The organism is Streptomyces sp. NPDC054961, assembly GCF_053609145.1.
In genome coordinates this window covers 209,592-229,949 of record NZ_JBSGWY010000002.1, presented here as the reverse complement: position 1 = coordinate 229,949, position 20,358 = coordinate 209,592, and the positions used below count along the sequence as shown (strand labels likewise).

The following is a 20,358-nucleotide window of genomic DNA, read 5'->3' as shown; positions in this document are numbered from 1 at the left end:
GCAAGCACGGTCCTTACGGACCCCCTAATCTGGATAAATGCCCGCACCTACCTCACCCGTCTCCCCGACCCGCCCCACCTCCGCCCCGGGCGGATCCGCCGCCGGGTCCGCCGCCGGGTCCCGCGCCAGATCCACCGCTCCGGCGGACGCCCCCGGGCTCCCGCCCGTGGACGGCTCTCCGCTGGCCCGGTTCGGTCCGGTCGCGCTGGTGGTGACGGCCGGCGTCTCGGTGCAGTTCGGTGCGGCCCTGGCCGTCATGATCATGCCGAGGGTGGGCGCGGCGGGCGTGGTCACGCTGCGGCTCGCCGCGGCCGCGCTGGTGCTGCTGCTCCTGTGCCGGCCCAAGGTGCGCGGGTACTCCCGCGCCGACTGGACCACGGTGGTGTGGTTCGGCGTGACCATGGCGGGCATGAACGGGCTCTTCTACCAGGCCATCGACCGCATCCCGCTCGGCCCCGCCGTCACGCTGGAGGTACTGGGTCCGCTGGTGCTGTCCGTCGTCGTGTCCCGCCGCCTGACGAACCTGCTGTGGGCCGGGCTGGCGCTGGCCGGCGTGGTCCTGCTCTCCACCCACGGCGGAGGCGGCTTCGGCGCACTCGACCCGCTGGGCGCGGCGTTCGCGCTCGGCGCCGGCGTCATGTGGGCCGCGTACATCGTCTACAGCGCGCGGACCGGGCGACGGTTCCCGCAGGCGGACGGGCTGGCGCTGGCGATGGCCGTGGCGGCCGTGCTCTCGCTCCCGCTCGGCGTGATCGAGGCGGGCCCGGCGCTCCTCCTGCCCAGCACCCTGGCCCTCGGCCTGGGCGTCGCGGTGCTGTCCTCGGTCCTGCCCTACACGCTGGAGCTGCTGGCCCTGCGCCGGCTGCCGGCGCCGACGTTCGCGATCCTGATGAGCCTGGAGCCGGCGATCGCGGCCGCCGCGGGCTTCCTCGTACTGAACCAGGCGCTGTCGGCGCTGGACGCGGCGGCCATCGCGCTGGTCATCGCGGCGAGCATGGGCGCGGTCCGCTCGCAGACGCGCCGCACCCGGCCGCGGGGTACGTCGGCCTGATCCGGCGACGGCCCCCGGAGCCCGCATGGGGCCTGATCCGGGGGCCGGGGTCCGTGGGATCCGGAACCCGCGGGAGGCGGGATGCGGGTCAGGCCGCGACGCGGTCCAGGGCGGGCAGGAACTGGTCGTAGAAGCCCGTCTTGAGCTGGAGCGTGCGCTCCTCCATCTCCTTGAAGCGGTCCGTCGTCGCCTCGCGCGCGAGGAGTTCGATCACCCGCGTGGCCAGCCGGTCGGAGTGGGTGCCGGACAGCAGGGACACCGTCGCGAGGGAGTGCGTCTTCGCGTCGTGGACGAGGTGCGGGTGGTAGAAGCGCGAACGGTTGTGGCCCTCGCGCGTGAACACCGGCCCCATCCGCTCCCACAGCCGCCCGTACTCGACGGACACCAGCACCTCGCCCCAGAACCGCAGCACGGCCAGCAGCCGCAGGTCGGCGTCCTCGTGGCCGCCCGCGTCGGCGATCAGCCCGAGGGCGTCGGTGACGGCGCGCAGCGTCGCGGCCGTCGGCCGCGAGGCCACCAGGGCCTCCCTGGACACCCCGAGCCCGTACAGGTCCCGCGTCATGTCCTCGCGGTGCGAGGGCGTGTGGCCGTGGTCCTCGTCCGGGTACTCCTCGCGCAGGATGATCCGGGCGATGCGCAGCCCCTCCTCGTCGCGCAGCAGGTCGATCGCCAGGTCGTAGGACGGGGTGAACGCGAGCGAGACGAAGCGCCGCTGGAGCAGGATCGCGGCGAAGTCCTCCTCCGGCAGGCGCGTGATGTTGGCCAGGACCGGATGCTCCTCGAACCGCTTGATCAGCGTGTCCTCGAACGCGTCCAGCTCGTGCAGATCGTGCATGGCCGTACCTTCCGTGGATCGGTGGACCGTTGGACCGGCGGACCGCCGGCTCAGAGGCCGATGGTGCGGAGCGACTCGCGCCAGTCGGGGAAGGCCACGTCGTGGCCGATGTCCCACAGGGTGTCCAGCTCCTGCTGGACCTGCCGGCCCATCGTGGTGTCACTGCCGTCGATCTCCATCTGGGCGGAGTCGATGGCGAGCTGGCGGTGCAGGAACGAACTGACCAGAAAGTGTTCGTCGGCCTTGTGCACGGCGATGGACGGCAACGAGTTGTACACCCGCACGCGCAGCAGTTCCCGGTTCTCGGCCGGGACCGCCGCGTGGAGTTCGGCGAGACCGGCCAGGCACCGCTGCACGCTCGCCCGCACGTCCACCGCGAAGGCGGGGTCCCGTACCCTGCGCAGCGCCTCGTCGCGCAGTCCCGCCACCGGGGACGCCGGGTGCAGCAGCATGACGCGGACGGGGATCCGCTGGTCGGCGAGGGCCTTCTCCAGCGACTGCCGGAGCAGCTCCAGGTTGGGCATCCAGGTCTGGAGGATGACCACTTCCTGGGTCGCGCCGTCCACGAAGGCGTTGAACTCGGCCGCGGGGAAACGATCGTGCACCCGGATGACCCCGAGGTAGTTCTCCTGCTTGAGCTGCTGCGCGACGGTGTCGATGTCCAGCTTGGCGAGCTGTGTCCGGAAACTGCTGTCGAGCCGCTCGACTTGGGCCCGGACGGTGTCGTCCAGCCGGGCGATCCGCGTCTGGACCGCGTCGTCCAGGGAAGTGACCTGCTCCTGCACGACGTCGAGTTTGCGCAGACGGTCGATCTCCAGGAGGAGGAACACCGTGACCGTGCTGAGGATGAGCAGGGTGACCTTGGGAAGCGCGCCCCCGGGAGCCAGCGCGTCGAGCCATCCGAGGAGGTCCGCGATGAGCACGACGACGCCGGACGCGGCCATCAGGGCCAGCGCGATCCGCTCCACCCGATAGCGAATGTCCCCGTTCATACCGCTCCCGCCCCTGGGCCGCTCCCGTCGGCGCCGACGCTATACCGAGGTGGCGCCGACTGGCGCCGGTCCAGGGGGAGTTCAAGCCACGGGCGGGCTTCGGCGCGCGCTCGGGAAGCTCAGTTCCAGACGATGTCGCCGTCCGTCCGCGCCGTCACGGCCGCGTGCTGGACGTCGGCCTCGACGCGGAACGACTGCGCCGGCCGCTCCGAGGGGGAGACCCGGGGCGGGGTGGCGGTGCCCGCCCCCGTACCCGCCCCCGTACCCGCCCCCGTACCCGTTCCCGCGGAGTCTCCGTCCGGGAAGTCCTGGCCCCAGCCGCTCGCCACGGTCACGCCCAGCGCGAGGACGCTCAGCGCGGCCGCGGCGAAGTACATCCGAGGAGTCGTCATGCGCGGAGCATTTCAGCCCCCCTCGGGCGGAGGGAAGGCCTCGGCCGACTCCTTCGTGAACCGTTTACCTTCCCTTCCCGCTCGGGCTCCGTCCCGGTCCCGTACCGGGCCGCGATGGCGGCCGCCGCCGCGCCTCAGAGGAGCTCGAGCACCGGGGCCAGCCCGTCCGGCCGTTGGTCGGCCGGCAGGTGGTCGACGAACCGGACCGGGCAGCCGAGGGCGGCGGCCCCCGCGTCCGCGACGCGGTCGTCGCCGACCATCAGGACGTCGGCGGGCGCCAGTCCGAGCGCCTCGCAGGCGGCCGCGAAGAGCTTCGGGTCCGGCTTCTGGACCCCGTGCTCGAAGGACAGCAGGTAGGCGTCGACGAGGTGGCCGACGCCGTGGGCGGCGAAGACCGGGCGCAGGTCCCAGCCGATGTTGCTGACGACGGCGACCGGGACGCCCCGCTCGCGCAGCGCGGCGAGCGTCGTCGCGGTGTCGGGGTAGGGCCGCCAGGCCGCCGGGGTGAGGTGGCGGTCGTACAGCGCGTCCGCCAGCTCCGGCGAGGGCAGCGCGACCTCGCGGGCGAGGGCCGTGTAGACGGCGCGGTGCTGCGCGGCGCCCAGGTCGCGCTCCCGCCACGGCGTGGCCAGCCGGGGCGGCAGCTGCCGGGGACTGGCCCCGCCGGGCAGGGCGCCGGCCTCCTCAAGCCGTGCCGCGCATTCCACGAGCTCGGCCTCGGCCATGCCGATCCCCGCTTCGGCCACCACGGCGCGCAGCCAGTCCTCGGTGGGTTCGACGCGGAAGAGGGTGCCGGAGAAGTCGAACATCACGCCCTTGATCATGAGGCCGATCCTCGCCGTGCTGACGGCCGCCCGCAAGCCCCTCCGGGCGGGGCGGCGAGGGCGCCCCGCCTCAAGGCCGCTCCGTGCGGCCCCAGTTGGCGGGGACCGGTTCGGATCCCGGGCGGGCCGGCATCCGTCCGAAAATAAATGCAAGCACGCTTGATTGTTTTCTCGGCGGCTGCCAGGCTTCCCCCCACGCCGAGAAGGGGAGCGCACCCGTGCCCGATCCGTCCGCTGTCGCCGTCTTCACCGATCTCCGCGAGGAGGGCCGGGAACTGGACGCCCTCGTGGGCGAGTTGCCCGGCCCCGCCTGGGCGAGGCCCACGCCCGCGCCCGGCTGGAGCATCGCCCACCAGATCGCCCACCTGCACTGGACCGACCGGGCCTCGCTGCTCTCCCTCACCGACGCGGACGCCTTCGCGGGCTTGGTCGAGGAGGCCCTCAAGGCCCCGGACTCCTTCGTGGACGCCGGCGCCGAGGAGGGGGCCGCGCTGCCGCCCGCCGAACTGCTGGCCCGCTGGCGGGCCGGCCGCGCCGACCTCGACGCAGCGCTCGCGGCGGCCTCGCCCGAGGCCAGGTTCCCCTGGTACGGGCCGCCGATGAAGGCCGCGTCGATGGCGAGCGCCCGCCTGATGGAGACCTGGGCCCACGGCCAGGACGTGGCCGACGCCCTCGGCGTGCGCCGCGTTCCGACGGCGCGGCTGCGGCACGTGGCGCGGATCGGGGTGCGGGCGCGCGACTACGCGTACGCGGTACGGGGCCTGACGGCGCCCCCGGCGCCGTTCCGGGTGGAGCTGACGGCTCCGGGGACCTCCGGGGAGGTGTGGACGTACGGCCCCGAGGACGCGGAGCAGCGCATCACGGGCCCGGCGCTCGACTTCTGCCTGCTGGTGACCCAGCGGGCCCACCGAGCCGATCTGGCCCTGACGGCCACCGGCCCCGACGCCGACCGCTGGCTCGGCATCGCCCAGGCCTTCGCGGGCCCGGCCGGTCCGGGCCGCGAGCCGGGAGCCGCCCGATGACCCGGCGCCCGCTGCGGATCGGCAACGCGTCGGGCTTCTACGGGGACCGCTTCAGCGCCCTCCGGGAGATGCTGACCGGCGGCCCGCTGGACGTGGTCACCGGGGACTACCTCGCCGAGCTGACCCTGCTGATCCTCGGCCGCGACCGGCTGAAGTCCCCCGAGCTCGGCTACGCCAAGACCTTCCTGCGCCAGCTGGAGGAGGGCCTGGGCCTCGCGCACGAACGCGGCGTACGGATCGTCGCGAACGCGGGCGGCCTGAACCCGGCGGGACTGGCCGACGCGATCAGGACGCTGGCCGCGAAGCTGTCCCTCCCGGTCGCGGTCGCCCACGTCGAGGGCGACGACCTGATGCCGTACGGCGAGGGCGCGCTCACGGCGAACGCCTATCTCGGCGGCGCGGGCATCACCGCCTGCCTGCGGGCGGGCGCGGACGTGGTGGTGACCGGCCGGGTCACGGACGCGGCGCTGGTCAGCGGGGCGGCGGCCTGGTGGTTCGACTGGGAGCCGGACGACCACGACCGGCTGGCGGGAGCGGTGGTGGCGGGCCACGTCCTGGAATGCGGGACGCAGGCGACCGGCGGCAACTACGCCTTCTTCACCCGGCACGACGTCTCCCGGCCGGGCTTTCCGCTCGCGGAGGTCTCGGCGGACGGCTCCTCGGTGATCACCAAGCACCCCGGCACGGGCGGCACCGTCTCGGTCGGCACGGTCACGGCCCAACTCCTCTACGAGACCCAGGGCGTGCGCTACCTCGGCCCCGACGTGACGGCCCGCCTGGACACGGTCCGGCTGGCGGACGCCGGTCCGGACCGGGTGGCGGTCTCCGGCGTCCGGGGAGAGGCCCCGCCCTCGACCCTCAAGGTGGGCGTGACCCGGATCGGGGGCTGGCGCAACGAGGTGGTCTTCGTCCTGACGGGCCTGGACATCGAGGCGAAGGCGGCCCTGGTCAAAGAGCAGTTGGCGCCGCTCCTGGCCCCGGTGGACTCCGTCGCCTGGACGCTCTCCCGCACGGACCACGAGGACGCGGACACCGAGGAGACGGCGAGCGCGCTGCTCCGGCTGGTCGTCCGGGACCCGTCGCCCGACCGGGTCGGCCGGGCCCTGACCTCGGCGGCGATCGAGCTCGCGCTCGCCAGCTATCCGGGCTTCCACGTCACGTCCCCACCGGGCGCGGCCCAGCCCTACGGCACCTTCGCCTCGTCCCTGGTCCCGGCGGACTCGGTCCCCCACACGGCCGTCCTGCCGGACGGGTCCCGCCAGCAGCTCGGCACGCGGCCCCCGTCCCCGGTGAAGGGCGGGGTGGAGGAACGCCCCACCGCCTCCACGGACCCCGGCTCCGAGCCCGGCCCAGGCCCCGGCACCGAGTCCGGCCTCAGCCCCGAGCCCGGCCCCGAGTCCCCGGCTCCGGCCGACTCCGCCCCGCCGGCCCCCGCCGCTCCGACCTCCACCCCCACCCCCACCCGCAGAGCCCCCCTGGGGGCCGTCGCGGGAGCCCGCAGCGGCGACAAGGGCGGCGACGCCAACATCGGGGTATGGGCCGAGAGCGGCGAGGCCTGGGACTGGCTCCACGCCACGCTCACCGTGGACGCCTTCAAGGCCCTGCTCCCCGAGACCGCCCCCCTGGAAGTGACCCGCCACGTCCTGGCGAACCTGCGCTCCCTCAACTTCACCGTCACCGGCGTCCTCGGCGCCGGCGTCGCCTCCGGCCACCGCTTCGACCCCCAGGCCAAGGCCCTGGGCGAGTGGCTGCGCTCGCGCCACCTCGACATCCCCGTCCACCTGCTCCCCGAGCCGACCACCCCGGAGGGGACTCCGTGACCCGCCTCAAGACCGCCGTCGACCCGCTCGCCCCCGAGCACACGCGGGCCCGTACCGCCGCCCTGGACCGCCTCGCCGAGCTCGGCTCCGCGCACGACGGGGCGCTCCTCGGCGGCGGCGAGAAGTACACCGCCCGCCATCGCGGCCGCGGCAAGCTCCTGGCGAGGGAGCGCATCGAGCTGCTGCTCGACCCGGACACCCCGTTCCTGGAGCTGTCCCCGCTCGCCGCCTGGGGCAGCGACTACCCGGTCGGTGCCTCCATGGTCACCGGCATCGGCATCGTCGAGGGCGTCGAATGCCTGGTCACGGCCAACGACCCCACCGTCCGCGGCGGCGCCTCCAACCCCTGGACGCTGAAGAAGGCCCTGCGGGCCAACGAGATCGCCCGCCAGAACCGGCTGCCCTGCATCAGCCTCGTCGAGTCCGGCGGCGCCGATCTCCCCTCCCAGAAGGAGATCTTCATCCCGGGCGGCGCCATTTTCCGGGACATCACCCGGCTCTCGGCCGAGGGCATCCCCACCGTCGCCGTCGTCTTCGGCAACTCCACCGCCGGCGGCGCGTACGTCCCCGGCATGTCCGACCACACCATCATGATCAAGGACCGTTCCAAGGTCTTTCTCGGCGGTCCGCCGCTGGTCAAGATGGCCACCGGCGAGGAGAGCGACGACGAGTCGCTCGGCGGAGCCGACATGCACGCCCGGACCTCAGGTCTCGCCGACTACTACGCCCTGGACGAGCACGACGCCATCCGTCAGGCCCGCCGCGTCGTCGCCCGCCTGAACCACCGCAAGGCGCACCCCGATCCGCTGCCGGCCGAGGAACCCCTCCACGACCCCGAGGAACTCCTCGGCATCGTCCCGGCCGACCTCAAGACCCCCTTCGACCCCCGCGAGGTCATCGCACGCATCGTCGACGCGTCCGACTTCGACGAGTTCAAGCCGCTCTACGGCACCAGCCTCGTCACCGGCTGGGCCACCCTCCACGGCTATCCGGTCGGCATCCTCGCCAACGCCCAGGGGGTGCTGTTCAGCGCGGAGTCGCAGAAGGCCGCCCAGTTCATCCAGCTCGCCAACCAGCGCGACATCCCGCTGCTCTTCCTCCACAACACCACCGGCTACATGGTCGGCAAGGAGTACGAGCAGGGCGGCATCATCAAGCACGGCTCGATGATGATCAACGCGGTGTCGAACTCGAAGGTCCCGCACCTCTCCGTCCTCATCGGCGCCAGCTACGGCGCCGGCCACTACGGCATGTGCGGCCGCGCCTACGAGCCCCGCTTCCTCTTCGCCTGGCCCAGCGCCAAGTCCGCCGTCATGGGTCCCGCGCAGCTCGCCGGGGTGCTCTCCATCGTGGCCCGCCAGTCCGCCGCCGCGAAGGGGCAGGCGTACGACGACGAGGCCGACGCCGGCATGCGCGCCTTCGTGGAGGCGCAGATCGAGTCCGAGTCCCTGCCGATGTTCCTCTCCGGGCGGCTGTACGACGACGGGGTCATCGACCCGCGCGACACCCGCACCGTCCTCGGCCTGTGCCTGTCGGCCGTCCACAACGCCCCCGTCGAGGGCGCCCGTGGCGGCTTCGGCGTCTTCCGGATGTGAGCCCGTACATGACGAACCTGACCTCCCTCCTCGTCGCCAACCGCGGCGAGATCGCCGTCCGCGTCCTGCGCACCGCCCGGGCGCTGGGCCTGGACACCGTCGCCGTCCACTCGGACCCCGACGTGGACGCCCTGCACGTCCGCGCCGCCGACGCGGCCGTACGCCTGCCCGGCGCGTCCCCCGCGGACACCTACCTGCGCGGCGACCTGGTCATCGAGGCCGCCCTCGCGGCGGGCGCCGACGCCGTCCACCCCGGCTACGGATTCCTCTCCGAGAACGCCGGCTTCGCCCGCGCGGTGCAGGCCGCCGGGCTCACCTGGGTCGGACCGCCGCCGGCCGCCATCGAGGCCATGGCCTCCAAGACCCGGGCCAAGGAGCTCATGCGGGCCGCCGGGGTCCCGCTCCTCGACCCCGTCGACCCGCACGGGGCCACCGCCGCTGACCTCCCCCTGCTCCTGAAGGCGGCGGCCGGCGGCGGAGGCCGCGGCATGCGGGTCGTACGGGACCTGGACGCGCTCAAGGAGGAGCTGGAGGCGGCCTCCGCCGAGGCGCGCTCCGCCTTCGGCGACGGCGAGGTCTTCGCCGAGCCCTACATCGAGCGGGGCCGCCACGTCGAGGTGCAGGTCCTCGCCGACTCCCACGGCACCGTCTGGGCGCTCGGCACCCGCGACTGCTCCCTCCAGCGGCGCCACCAGAAGGTCATCGAGGAGGCCCCGGCACCCGGTCTGCCCGAGACCCTGCGCGCGAGCCTGTACGAGGCGGCCACGGCCGCCGCGCGCGCGGTCTCCTACGAGGGCGCGGGCACCGTGGAGTTCCTCGTCACCGCCGACGGGCGCCCGTACTTCCTGGAGATGAACACCCGCCTCCAGGTGGAACACCCGGTCACCGAGGCCGTCTTCGGGATCGACCTCGTCGCCCTCCAGCTGCGGATCGCCGAGGGCGCCGCCCTGCCGGCGACCCCTCCGCAGCCCGCCGGCCACGCCGTCGAGGCCCGTCTCTACGCCGAGGACCCGGCCCGGGACTGGCGCCCGCAGACCGGGGTCCTGCACACCCTCTCCGTTCCCGGCGAGGTGCGCGTGGACACCGGGTTCGCCGACGGGGACACCGTCTCCGTCCACTACGACCCGATGCTCGCCAAGGTCGTCGCCCACGCCCCGACCCGCGCCGAGGCGGTCCGCGCCCTCGCCGCCGCCCTCGCCGGAGCCCGGATCCACGGCCTCACCACCAACCGCGAGCTCCTCGTACGGTCGCTGCGGCACCCGGACTTCGCGGCCGCGCGGCTCGACACCGGCTTCTACGAGCGCCACCTGCCCGCCCTCACCGAAGCCGCCCCGGACGACCCGGCCCCCGCGCTCTCCGCGCTGGCCGCCGCCCTCGCGGAGGCCTCGCCCGGCCCGGACGCCCCGCTGGGCGCCCGCCTCGGCGGCTGGCGCAACCTGCGCTCCCAGCCCCAGACCCGGCGGTACACCCGGGCGGGCGCCGCCGACGGCGCCGTGTACGAGGTCCGCTACCACCCCGCCCGCAGCGGGCCCCCGGAGCTCGTGGACACCCCCGGCGTCCGCGTCCTGGCCGCCGCGCCGGAGCTCGTCACCCTCGAAGTCGACGGCGTCCGGCGCGTGTTCCACGTGAAACGCCCCGCGAACGGGGCGGGCGCCGGCGGGACCGGCGACCTCTTCGTGGACTCCGCGTACGGCGGCGGCCACACGCTGACCCCCGTACCCCGGTTCGCGGACCCCCAGGACCGCACCGAACCGGGCTCCCTGCTCGCCCCCATGCCCGGCACCGTCGTCCGCGTCGCCGAGGGCCTCGCCCCCGGCGACGCCGTCACCGCCGGGCAGCCCCTGCTCTGGCTGGAGGCCATGAAGATGGAGCACCGCATCCTCGCTCCGGCCTCCGGCACGCTCACCGCGCTCCACGCCGTCACCGGCCAACAGGTCGAATTCGGCGCCCTGCTCGCCGTCGTCCAGGAGGAACCGCCCGCATGAGCAACACCGCTGTGGAATCCGATGAGCACCAGGCCCTGCGCGCCGCCGTCGCCGCCCTCGGGCAGCGCTACGGCCGCGCGTACCTCGCCCGCATCGCCGACGAGGGCGCCCACCCCGACGAGCTGTGGGCGGACGCCGCCAAGCTCGGCTACCTCGGGGTCAACCTCCCCGAGGAGTACGGCGGCGGGGGCGGCGGCATCGCCGAGCTCTCCATCGTCCTGGAGGAACTGGGCGCCGCGGGCTGCCCCCTCCTCATGATGGTGGTCTCGCCCGCCATATGCGGCACGGTCATCGCCCGCTTCGGCACCGAGGACCAGAAGCGGGCCTGGCTGCCCGGCCTCGCCGACGGCACCCGCACCATGGCCTTCGGCATCACCGAGCCCGACGCCGGATCCAACTCCCACCGCATCACCACCACCGCCCGCCGGGACGGCGACGCGTGGGTGCTGAACGGCCGCAAGGTCTTCATCTCCGGCGTGGACATCGCCGACGCCACCCTCATCGTCGGCCGCACCGAGGACGCCCGGACCGGCCGCCTCAAGCCCTGCCTGTTCATCGTCCCGCGCGACACCCCCGGCTTCACCCGCTCCGTCATCGACATGGAACTGCACGCGGCGGAGAAGCAGTTCGAACTGGTCCTGGACGACGTGCGCCTCCCCGCCTCCGCCCTCGTCGGCGACGAGGACGCGGGCCTCCTCCAGCTCTTCGCCGGCCTCAACCCCGAGCGCGTCATGACCGCCGCCTTCGCCATCGGCATGGGCCGCTACGCCCTCGCCAGGGCCGTCGACTACGCCAAGACCCGCCAGGTGTGGAAGGAGCCCATCGGCGCCCACCAGGCCATCGCCCACCCCCTCGCGGCCGCGCACATCGAGCTGGAACTGGCCCGTCTGATGATGCGCAAGGCCGCCCTGCTCTACGACGCGGGCGACGACATGGGCGCCGGCGAGGCCGCGAACATGGCCAAGTACGCGGCCGGCGAGGCCTGCGTACGGGCGGTGGACCAGGCCGTCCACACCCTGGGCGGCAACGGCCTCACCCGCGAGTACGGCCTGGCCGCCCTGATCGTCGCCTCCAGGGTCGCCCGCATCGCCCCCGTCAGCCGCGAGATGATCCTCAACTTCGTCTCCCACCAGACCCTGGGCCTGCCGAAGTCGTACTGACCGCCCCGTTGCCGCGTGCGGCGCCGCTGCCGGGGCCGGCCCCGGCCGAATCCAGCCCCGCCGGCGTTTGAGGCGCGGGGTCCGGGCGGAACCCGGGGAGCGGTGGAAGAGGGGGTCCCCCGGACGGAGTCCGGGGGGAGGGCGGGGGACGGGCCCGCCCACCGGTGCCCCGACCCCCCCCCGCCCCCCCCCCCGGCGCCCCCCCCCCCCCCCGGCCCCCACCGCGGGCGCCCGCCTCCCCGCAAGGGATACTGCCGACCGAACCACCCCTCCGGAGGAGACATGCCCCCACTGGTCCACGCCGCGCGAGCGACCGTCACCACGCTCACCCTCGACTCCCCGGCCAACCGCAACGCGCTCTCCGCCGACCTCGTCGCACAGCTGCGCGCAGCGCTCGCCGCGGCCGCCGCCGACCCGTCCGCGCGGGCCGTCGTCCTCACCCACACCGGCAACACCTTCTGCGCCGGCGCCGACCTCAAGTCCCCCTGCGACCCGGCCGACTTCCTGACCCTGCTCCGGGAGATCAACGACCTCCCGCTGCCGGTCGTCGCCCGCGTCACCGGACACGTCAGGGCGGGCGGACTCGGGCTGCTCGGCGTCTGCGACATCGCCGCCGCCGGGCCCGGGTCCACGTACGCCTTCACCGAGACCCACCTCGGCGTCGTCCCGGCCGTCATCTCCGCGCCGCTGCTCCCGCGCCTGGACCCGCGCGCCGCCGCCCGCTACTTCCTGACCGCCGAGACCTTCGACGCCGCCGAAGCCGCCCGGATCGGCCTGCTGACCCTCCACGGAGACGAGGTGGACCAGGTCCTCGCGCCCGTCCTGGCCGGCCTGGCCAAGGCCGGACCGCTGGCGCTCGCCGCGACGAAACGCCTGGTCACCGAAGGGGTGAGGACCGCCCTGGACCGGGACGGAGCCGCGCTCACCGAGCTGTCCGCCCGGCACTTCGCCTCCGCCGAGGCCCGGGAGGGCATCACCGCCCGCTTCGAGCGCCGGGACCCGTCGTGGCTGCGCTGACCGCGGCCGGCGGCCCCAAGCAGGCCCGCAGCCGGGTCACCCGCCGTCACCTGCTCGAGGCCGCCGTCGCCTGCCTCGCCGAACAGGGCTGGGCCCGTTCCACCGTCTCCGTCGTCGCCGAGCGCGCCGGAGTCTCGCGCGGAGCCGCCCAGCACCACTTCCGCACCCGTGAGGAACTCTTCACGGCCGCCGTCGAATACATGGCCGAGGAACGCTCCGCCGCCATCCGGGACCTGTTCCCGCACGGCGCGGCGGGCGCCGCCCGCGCCGACGTCGTCGCCGCGCTCATCGACATGTACACCGGCCCGATGTTCCGCGCCGCCCTCCAGCTGTGGGTCGCCGCCTCCCACGAGGAGCCGCTGCGCCCCCGTGTGGCCGAGCTGGAAGCCCGCCTGGGCCGCGAGACCCACCGCATCGCGGTGGAGCTGCTCGGCGCGGACGAGTCGGTCCCCGGCGTACGGGAGACCGTGCAGGGCCTGCTCGACATGGCCCGCGGCCTGGGCCTGGCCAACGTCATCACCGACGACGCCGCCCGCCGGGCCCGCGTGGTCGCCCAGTGGTCCCGGATCCTGGACGCGACCCTCACGCCGTGAACGCGCGACGGGCGCCGCACCCCCCGGAAGGGGTGCGACGCCCGTGGATCGCGGCGGCCCTGTGCGGTGGCAGCCGGTGCCGGACCGCCCGGATCAGGCGGTCTCGGCCATGTCGGCGTAGCCGGCGATCTCGTGCGGGTTGCGCACGCCGGGCCCGGTGTAGCGGGCCGACGGGCGGACCAGACGGCCCGTGCGCTTCTGCTCCAGGATGTGCGCCGACCAGCCGGCGGTACGGGCGCACGTGAACATCGAGGTGAACATGTGCGCCGGGACCTCCGCGAAGTCCAACATGATCGCGGCCCAGAACTCCACGTTGGTCGCGAGCACCCGGTCGGGGCGGCGCTCGTGCAGCTCCTTCAGGGCGGCCTTCTCCAGCGCGGCCGCCACCTCGTAGCGAGGGGCGTTCAGCTCCTTGGCCGTGCGCCTCAGCACGCGGGCGCGCGGGTCCTCGGCGCGGTAGACCCGGTGGCCGAAGCCCATCAGCCGCTCGCCCTTGTCCAGCGCCTGCTTCACGTAGGCCGTGGCGTCGCCCGAGCGCTCGATCTCCTCGATCATGCCGAGGACGCGGGACGGCGCCCCGCCGTGCAGCGGCCCGGACATGGCCCCGACCGCGCCCGACAGGGCGGCCGCGACGTCGGCGCCGGTGGAGGCGATGACGCGCGCGGTGAAGGTGGAGGCGTTCATCCCGTGCTCGGCGGCCGAGGTCCAGTACGCGTCGACGGCCTTGACGTGACGCGGGTCCGGCTCGCCCCGCCAGCGGATCATGAACCGCTCGACCACGGACTCGGCCTTGTCGATCTCGCTCTGCGGGACCATCGGCCGGCCCTGGCCGCGGGCGGACTGGGCGACGTACGACAGCGCCATCACGGCCGCGCGCGCCAGGTCGTCCCGTGCGGTCCGCTCGTCGATGTCGAGGAGCGGTTTCAGACCCCACACCGGGGCGAGCATGGCGAGGGCGGACTGCACGTCCACCCGGATGTCACCGGAGTGGACCGGAATGGGAAAGGGCTCGGCGGCCGGCAGGCCGGGGTTGAAGGCACCGTCGACCAGCAGGCCCCAGACGTTCCCGAAGGAGACGTGGCCCACGAGGTCTTCGATGTCGACGCCCCGGTAGCGCAGAGACCCACCTTCCTTGTCGGGTTCGGCGATCTCCGTCTCGAACGCGACGACCCCTTCGAGCCCGGGTACGAAGTCGGACATCAGGCGGCTCCTCAAATAGTGCGAACACGCGCGGCTCCCGGCGTGATTCGCGGTCCGGCGCGGTCATCCCCGTTGATGCCCGGCACGGCCGATGGTCACCCGTACGGGACCGTCGGACCGGCCCCAAGATTTTGTCCGTTCCCCATGGCGCGGGGAAGCGTGACATACGGCACACTCGTATCCGCCCTGCTGCGGCAGGATGGCCGTGTGACCGATCAGCACCTTGACCCAGCCGTCATGCGCAAGCAGTACCGCTCCCACCTCGTTGCCGAGGAGAGCCTCGCCGAAGACCCCATGGGCCAGTTCGCCCATTGGTTCAAGGACGCGGCCGAGGCGAACGTCTTCGAGCCGAACGCCATGATCGTCTCGACGGCGACGCCCGACGGGCGTCCCAGCTCCCGCACGGTGCTGCTGAAGCAGTTCGACGCGCGCGGCTTCGTCTTCTTCACGAACTACGGCTCCCGCAAGGGCCTCGAGATCGCCGCGAACCCCTTCGTCTCGCTGCTCTTCCCCTGGCACCCGATCGCCCGCCAGGTCGTCGTGACCGGCACGGCCGCGCGCATCGGCCGCGACGAGACGGCGGCGTACTTCCGCTCCCGCCCCCACGGCTCCCAGCTGGGCGCCTGGGCGAGCGAGCAGTCGACGGTCGTCGCCTCGCGCGCGGAGCTGGACCGCCGCTACGCGGAGCTGGAGGCCCGCTACCCGGAGGGCGAACAGGTCCCGGTCCCGCCGCAGTGGGGCGGCATCCGGGTGGTCCCGGACGCGGTGGAGTTCTGGCAGGGCCACGAGAACCGCCTGCACGACCGCCTGAAGTACGTCCTGGACGGGGAGAAGTGGCGCGTGGAGCGCCTCTGCCCGTAGCCGGGGCGCGGTCCGGCGGGGAAACCCCCGCGGAACGCAGACGACCCGCGAGCTCGGGTTTCCCCCCTGCAGTGGGGGAAGCCGGCCGGACGTACCGGCGAGCCCGCGGGTCGGGTGACTGCTTGGGATTGGCCGACGCTTGCGCCGGCACCGCACTAGGTGCGTGGACGACGGGCGTTAACCCGCAGTCACCTCGCTTGTCCGAGTGGAAATCACTTCGGGACACCTCCTTTCTGAGCGTGGCGTCAGCCTAGGAGCGTGCTGGTCCCGGCTCAACCGATTATTTCGGCGGAGATTCCGTACGCGTAGCCGTCGCCTCGCCGCACCACCCGAAGATTCCTGTGACTGACGTCGAACCTGCAGGTCGCAGTGGTCAGCCGGTGCTGGCCGGAGGCCCGTACGGCGATCTTCCCGACCCATCGGCCGGGCCACTCGCCTCGCGGGAGGTCCACCCGGACGAGATCGCCGGTGGCGAAGCCGTAGTGCTGCTTCTTCCTGGGGCGTAGCAGGCGGGGGAAGCCGTGCCGGTCCGGAGTGGTCCGGGCGTACGAGCCATGGCCGGTCGCCGTCACCACCAGAGCCTGTCGAGGTACGCGGGCGACCACGGCGCCGCCCTCGTGGTCCAAGTGCTCGACGAGCCGGTTGCGGGTCGCGTTCATGGCGGCGGCGTCAATGCGGTCCACTGTTTATTCTTGCCGCCGAATCAGGGGGGCACATGGAACAGGGAGCGCTGCCGCGCGCGTACCGGAGCAGGCCGGGATCGGGGGCCGGGACGTACGGCTACCTGGCGCTCCTCTGGATTTGGGGCGCCTACCAGATGTCGACCGCCCGCCACCTGCCGGTCTGGCTCAGGGTGGCGCTGCCGGTCCTGATGGCGGGCTTCATCGCGTTCTTGGCCTACGCGCGCCCCCGCCGGTTCACGGTGGTCGACCGCGAGGGGATCTCCGTACGCAGCGCCCTGCGGGTGCGGCGGATGCGCTGGGCGGAGCTGCACGACATCCGGGTCGAGTCGCCGGGCGAGCGGTCCGGGGCGAGGGGTGGTCCCAGGGTCCTCGCCTGCGTCTACCTCGCTGACGGCAAGCGGGTGGGGCTGCCGTGCGTGGACGATCTCGAGACGTCCGCGATCCGTACCGAGGGGGCCCTCATCAGGTCGGTGTGGACCGAGCTGCGCGGGCCGCAGTGGCGGCCCGAGCCGGACGCGGAGGCGCGGATCGCCCGCGCCGCGGCCCGGCGGGGGTGGTGGACGGGGTCGGGGTCGGGGCGATGGGGCGTACCCGTCGTCTGCGCCGCGTCGGCCGTCGCCCTCATCGCGCTCATCGTGGTGCTGACCGGCTGACCGGCTGACCGGCTGACCGGCTGACCGGCTGACCGGTGGCCCCGAAGATGAGACAAAACGGGAGGATTGCAGGAATCGGGTGTGGGCTGCGTCACGTTCCAGTTCAATTGCGTGACGTGCCGCACACGCGAACACCTGTAGGGGGCCCAGGTGACTGCTTCCGGGCGTAGTGAGACCGCCGACGATCTGCTCGCAGCGCTGCTGGACGGGATGGACGCGGCCTTGTGCGCGTTCGACGGCTACGGCGTGATCACCCACTGGAACCGCGAGGCCGAGCGGATCCTGGGCTGGTCCGCGGCGGAGGCCGTGGGGCGCAAGGGGTTCGCGGGGTGGGCCGTCCGGGCCGCCGACGCGCAGGACGTGCAGGACAGACTCATGTCCGCCCAGGAGGTGTCCGGCCGGCAGGTGCACGAGTTCGCGCTGCTGACCAAGGACGGCGGTCGCGTCCTCGTACGGACCCAGTCCGCCGGGGTGCCGGGCGCGGACGGGAGGCCGGCGGGGGTCTACTGCGCGTTCAGCGAGGTGCACGCGCAGATCGACCTGGAGCGCGCCATCGCGCTGAGCGAGTCCCTGATGGACGACGCCTCCTGGGGCGTCGTCCTCGTCGACGTGGACCTGCGCCCCGCCGTCGTCAACGCCCACGCCGCCCGCGCCTTCGGCTCCGGGCGCGGCACGCTGCTCGGCCGGCCGCTGGGAGAGCTGCTGGCGCAGGGCGTGGAAGAGCTGGAGGGGGCCCTGCAGCACGTACTGGCCGAGGGCGCGCCCCCGGCCCCCGTGGAGCTGTGGGTGTCCGTACGCACCCCCGAGGGCGTGCGGCGGCGGTGCTGGCGGTGCGGGTTCCTGCGCCTCGCGTCGCCCCTCGCGGAGGAACCCGTACCGCTCGGGGTCGGCCTGCTGTTCCAGGACGTCACCGAGGCGCGGCAGGCGCAACTGGACACGGCGCAGCTGCGGTTCCGCTCCCACCAGCTGTACCGGGCCGGGCGGGCCGCCGGTGAGTGCGAGGACCCGGCGGAGGCGGCGGCCGTCCGGCTGGAGTTCGCCCTCGCGGGCTTCGCCGAGCACGCGCTGCTCGACGTACTGGACCACGGGCCCGCGCCGGAGGCCGGCTCCGGCGCCGATGCCGCCGCGGGCGCCGGGCGGAGGCGGCTGCTGCGCTGGGCGGTGTGTCCGCCGGGGCTGGAGGGCCTGCCCGAGCCCGGGGCGATCCCCGTGCCGTACGAGGCCGGGCACCCGGCGGTGCAGGCGCTGGACCGGGCCGGCTCGGTGCGTGCCAGTGCGCCGCCCGGGGAGGCCGAAGGGCAGGCGGCCGGAGCGTGGGCGCAGGCCCGGCGCTGGCCCGAGGGCGCGGCGCACGCGCTGTGCACGGTGCTGCGCAGCCGGGGCCGGAGCCTGGGGACGCTGACGTTCCTGCGCGGGCCTTCGCGGGCCGCCTTCGAACGCGCGGACGCGGCGTACGCGGAGGAGGTCGCGGCCCGGATCGCGGCGGACCTGGACCTGCTCGGGAGGTGAGCGGCGGGCGGCGTCCTGGACGCCCTGGACGCCCCGGACGCCCCGGGCCGACTAGTGGCGGAAGAAGATCCGGTCGCCGTACTCCTGCATGACGCGGCCGTTCCACTCGTGGCCGCCGTCGACGTTGCCCGAGCGCAGCAGCGGCGGCTCGACCCCGCGGGCGACGAGCTCGCCGGCCGCGGCGGCCATGACCGCCTGCATGATGGCGCTGGTGACGACGGTGGAGGCGGGCGCGAAGGGCGCCTCGATGCCGTCGAGGGTCAGCTCGGCGTCGCCGACCGCGATCTTGCTGTCGAGGACGATGTCGCAGTGGTCCTTGAGGAAGGTGCCGGAGACGTGCCGGGACTTGGTCCCGGTCGCGTACGCCACCGAGGTCACGCCGATGACCTTGAGGCCGATCGCGCGGGCGTTCATGGCCATCTCGACCGGCAGCGCGTTGCGTCCGGAGAGCGAGATGATCACGAGGACGTCGCCGTCGGAGGCGGGGCTGCTGTCCAGGACCGCCCCGGCGAGGCCGTCGACGCGCTCCAGGGCGCTGCCGAGGGTGGCCGGCATGACGTCGATGCCCGCGGTGCCGGGGACGGCGAGGAAGTTCATCAGGGCGAGTCCGCCGGCCCGGTACACGACGTCCTGCGCGGGGAGCGAGGAGTGCCCGGCGCCGAAGGCGAAGAGCTTGTTCCCGGCGGCGACGGCGTCCGCGATGACCGCACCGGCCTCGCCGATGCGCGCGGACTCCTCGTCCCGTACCCGCTCCAGCAGGCCGATCGCGGCGTCGAAGAACTGACCGGCCAGCTTGCTCTCGCTCATACGCCGATGGCCTTCCGGGGTGGGGAGTTGGGTGAGGTGGTCGTCCGTGTCCGCCGCTCACCGTGCGGTCTGGACCAAGGGCGTGTCAATACGAGCGTCAACCCGTGGGACGAAAGGCCCGGTGAGAGGCGTGACGCGACGCGTGGGGAGATGACGCGGGCGTGTCGCCCGTCTGTCCGGTACACGTCCGGATCGGGCCTTGACCTCCGGTACGGGACGGTTCCCGGTGTGATGCGTCAGAATTGGGTGCAGGGCCAGCGCACGATATCCGAGGGGCACGAATGTCCGGACTGATCGATACCACGGAGATGTATCTCCGCACCATCCTCGAGCTGGAAGAGGAAGGCGTGGTCCCCATGCGCGCCCGTATCGCCGAGCGGCTCGACCAGAGCGGTCCGACGGTGAGCCAGACGGTGGCGCGGATGGAGCGCGACGGGCTGGTGGCCGTCGCCAGCGACCGGCACCTGGAGCTGACCGAGGAGGGGCGGCGACTGGCGACGCGCGTGATGCGCAAGCACCGGCTCGCGGAGTGTCTGCTCGTCGACGTGATCGGCCTGGAGTGGGAGCAGGTGCACGCCGAGGCCTGCCGCTGGGAGCACGTGATGAGCGAGGCGGTGGAGCGGCGGGTGCTGGAGCTGCTGCGCCACCCGACCGAGTCGCCGTACGGCAACCCGATCCCGGGCCTGGAGGAGCTGGGGGAGAAGGCCGAGGCGGACCCGTTCCTGGAGGACGGCATGGTCAGCCTGTCCGAGCTCGACCCGGGCACCGAGGGCAAGACCGTGGTCATCCGCCGGATCGGTGAGCCGATCCAGACGGACGCCCAGCTGATGTACACGCTGCGGCGGGCGGGCGTGCAGCCCGGCTCGGTGGTCAGCGTGACCGAGTCGCCGGGCGGCGTGCTCGTCGGCAGCGGCGGCGAGGCCGCGGAGCTGGCGGCGGACATCGCCTCCCACGTCTTCGTGGCGAAGCGCTGAGGAGCTGAAGTGTTGAAGCCCGGACGCGCCGAAGCGTTGACGCGGTGATGGGCTGATGGGCTGATGGAGGGAGCGTCGCCCCGTCGGACGCTGACTCATCGGGTGCTCGCTCGTTGAGTGCTGGGAGTCGGGCGCCACGGGGTCGAACGCGGGGCGTTGGGGCGCTCCGCACGGAGAGTGCCGCGCAAAGTGTGGATTGACGGACTGACGTTCGAAAGGGTCGCCTGTGCGAGCGGATCAAGCCGGTGTCGATCGTCGTGGACCGGCGAGGGTCGGTATGGATGGTCCCGGGGGGGGGGGGGGGCGCGGGCCCCCCCCCCCCCGGGCCCCGGGGCCCCCCCCCCCCCCCGGAGGCCCCACCCGGCCCCCGTCCCCCCCCCCCCCC

The 20,358-nt window shown here is 73.8% G+C and carries 19 protein-coding genes; 12 read left to right on the top strand and 7 right to left on the bottom strand.

Annotated elements, in window-relative coordinates; genetic code table 11:
* The first annotated feature begins 37 nt into the window (after positions 1-37).
* Positions 38-1,051 (top strand): EamA family transporter, encoded by a 1,014-nt coding sequence (locus ACWF9Z_RS03225; RefSeq protein WP_453596891.1) that lies wholly within the window; start codon positions 38-40, stop codon positions 1,049-1,051.
* Positions 1,052-1,139: 88 nt separating this feature from the next.
* Here the strand turns inward: ACWF9Z_RS03225 and ACWF9Z_RS03220 are convergent, their stop codons facing one another.
* The 4 genes from ACWF9Z_RS03220 to ACWF9Z_RS03205 form a co-directional block, all read right to left on the bottom strand.
* The gene (locus ACWF9Z_RS03220) at positions 1,140-1,886 is read right to left on the bottom strand and encodes a hypothetical protein (protein WP_453596889.1); all 747 of its coding nucleotides are present in this window, start codon (positions 1,884-1,886) and stop codon (positions 1,140-1,142) included.
* 50 nt (positions 1,887-1,936) lie between these two features.
* Positions 1,937-2,878: a hypothetical protein gene (locus tag ACWF9Z_RS03215; protein WP_453596888.1), complete on the bottom strand. Its 942-nt coding sequence runs from the start codon at positions 2,876-2,878 to the stop codon at positions 1,937-1,939.
* 119 nt (positions 2,879-2,997) lie between these two features.
* Positions 2,998-3,270, bottom strand: coding sequence for a hypothetical protein (locus tag ACWF9Z_RS03210; RefSeq protein WP_453596886.1), 273 nt, complete (start codon positions 3,268-3,270; stop codon positions 2,998-3,000).
* 134 nt (positions 3,271-3,404) lie between these two features.
* Positions 3,405-4,094, bottom strand: coding sequence for an HAD family hydrolase (locus tag ACWF9Z_RS03205; protein ID WP_453596884.1), 690 nt, complete (start codon positions 4,092-4,094; stop codon positions 3,405-3,407).
* A 218-nt stretch (positions 4,095-4,312) separates the two neighbouring features.
* Between ACWF9Z_RS03205 and ACWF9Z_RS03200 the strand changes: the two genes are divergently transcribed.
* From ACWF9Z_RS03200 to ACWF9Z_RS03170, 7 genes are all read left to right on the top strand, one after another.
* Complete coding sequence (locus tag ACWF9Z_RS03200) at positions 4,313-5,116, top strand: TIGR03084 family metal-binding protein (protein ID WP_453596882.1); 804 nt, start codon at positions 4,313-4,315, stop codon at positions 5,114-5,116.
* Positions 5,113-6,936, top strand: coding sequence for an acyclic terpene utilization AtuA family protein (locus ACWF9Z_RS03195; RefSeq protein WP_453596880.1), 1,824 nt, complete (start codon positions 5,113-5,115; stop codon positions 6,934-6,936). Before ACWF9Z_RS03200 ends, ACWF9Z_RS03195 begins: the two co-directional genes overlap by 4 nt.
* The gene (locus ACWF9Z_RS03190) at positions 6,933-8,531 is read left to right on the top strand and encodes an acyl-CoA carboxylase subunit beta (protein WP_453596879.1); all 1,599 of its coding nucleotides are present in this window, start codon (positions 6,933-6,935) and stop codon (positions 8,529-8,531) included. The genes ACWF9Z_RS03195 and ACWF9Z_RS03190 overlap by 4 nt, the downstream gene beginning before the upstream one ends.
* An 8-nt stretch (positions 8,532-8,539) precedes the next feature.
* Positions 8,540-10,516 carry an ATP-binding protein gene (locus ACWF9Z_RS03185; protein ID WP_453596877.1) on the top strand — a complete coding sequence of 659 codons (1,977 nt, stop codon included), beginning with the start codon at positions 8,540-8,542 and terminating at the stop codon, positions 10,514-10,516.
* Positions 10,513-11,676, top strand: a complete 1,164-nt coding sequence (locus ACWF9Z_RS03180) for an acyl-CoA dehydrogenase family protein (RefSeq protein ID WP_453596875.1) — start codon at positions 10,513-10,515, stop codon at positions 11,674-11,676. Before ACWF9Z_RS03185 ends, ACWF9Z_RS03180 begins: the two co-directional genes overlap by 4 nt.
* 282 nt (positions 11,677-11,958) lie before the next feature.
* On the top strand, positions 11,959-12,693 hold the full coding sequence (locus tag ACWF9Z_RS03175) for an enoyl-CoA hydratase family protein (protein ID WP_453596873.1): 735 nt from the start codon (positions 11,959-11,961) through the stop codon (positions 12,691-12,693).
* On the top strand, positions 12,681-13,286 hold the full coding sequence (locus ACWF9Z_RS03170; RefSeq protein ID WP_453596871.1) for a TetR/AcrR family transcriptional regulator: 606 nt from the start codon (positions 12,681-12,683) through the stop codon (positions 13,284-13,286). The genes ACWF9Z_RS03175 and ACWF9Z_RS03170 overlap by 13 nt, the downstream gene beginning before the upstream one ends.
* 93 nt (positions 13,287-13,379) lie before the next feature.
* On the opposite strand, the gene ACWF9Z_RS03165 is transcribed toward ACWF9Z_RS03170, so the two are convergent.
* Positions 13,380-14,486 carry a citrate synthase 2 gene (locus ACWF9Z_RS03165; protein ID WP_453596869.1) on the bottom strand — a complete coding sequence of 369 codons (1,107 nt, stop codon included), beginning with the start codon at positions 14,484-14,486 and terminating at the stop codon, positions 13,380-13,382.
* A gap of 237 nt (positions 14,487-14,723) precedes the next feature.
* Here ACWF9Z_RS03165 and pdxH point away from each other — a divergent pair, with 237 nt between their 5' ends.
* Positions 14,724-15,347, top strand: coding sequence for a pyridoxamine 5'-phosphate oxidase (gene pdxH, locus ACWF9Z_RS03160; protein WP_453597216.1), 624 nt, complete (start codon positions 14,724-14,726; stop codon positions 15,345-15,347).
* Positions 15,348-15,619: 272 nt separating this feature from the next.
* Here the strand turns inward: pdxH and ACWF9Z_RS03155 are convergent, their stop codons facing one another.
* A complete protein-coding gene (locus ACWF9Z_RS03155) occupies positions 15,620-16,030 on the bottom strand; it encodes a hypothetical protein (RefSeq protein ID WP_453596867.1) in 411 nt (136 codons plus the stop codon).
* A gap of 32 nt (positions 16,031-16,062) precedes the next feature.
* On the opposite strand from ACWF9Z_RS03155, the gene ACWF9Z_RS03150 reads away from it, so the two are divergent.
* Positions 16,063-16,683: a PH domain-containing protein gene (locus tag ACWF9Z_RS03150; protein ID WP_453596865.1), complete on the top strand. Its 621-nt coding sequence runs from the start codon at positions 16,063-16,065 to the stop codon at positions 16,681-16,683.
* A 150-nt stretch (positions 16,684-16,833) separates the two neighbouring features.
* A complete protein-coding gene (locus ACWF9Z_RS03145; RefSeq protein ID WP_453596863.1) occupies positions 16,834-18,192 on the top strand; it encodes a PAS domain-containing protein in 1,359 nt (452 codons plus the stop codon).
* Positions 18,193-18,243: 51 nt separating this feature from the next.
* Here ACWF9Z_RS03145 and ACWF9Z_RS03140 read toward each other — a convergent pair whose 3' ends face one another.
* Positions 18,244-18,999, bottom strand: a complete 756-nt coding sequence (locus ACWF9Z_RS03140) for an SIS domain-containing protein (protein WP_453596861.1) — start codon at positions 18,997-18,999, stop codon at positions 18,244-18,246.
* Between the two features lie 281 nt (positions 19,000-19,280).
* Between ACWF9Z_RS03140 and ACWF9Z_RS03135 the strand changes: the two genes are divergently transcribed.
* Complete coding sequence (locus ACWF9Z_RS03135; RefSeq protein WP_453596859.1) at positions 19,281-19,973, top strand: metal-dependent transcriptional regulator; 693 nt, start codon at positions 19,281-19,283, stop codon at positions 19,971-19,973.
* Positions 19,974-20,358 lie beyond the last annotated feature (385 nt).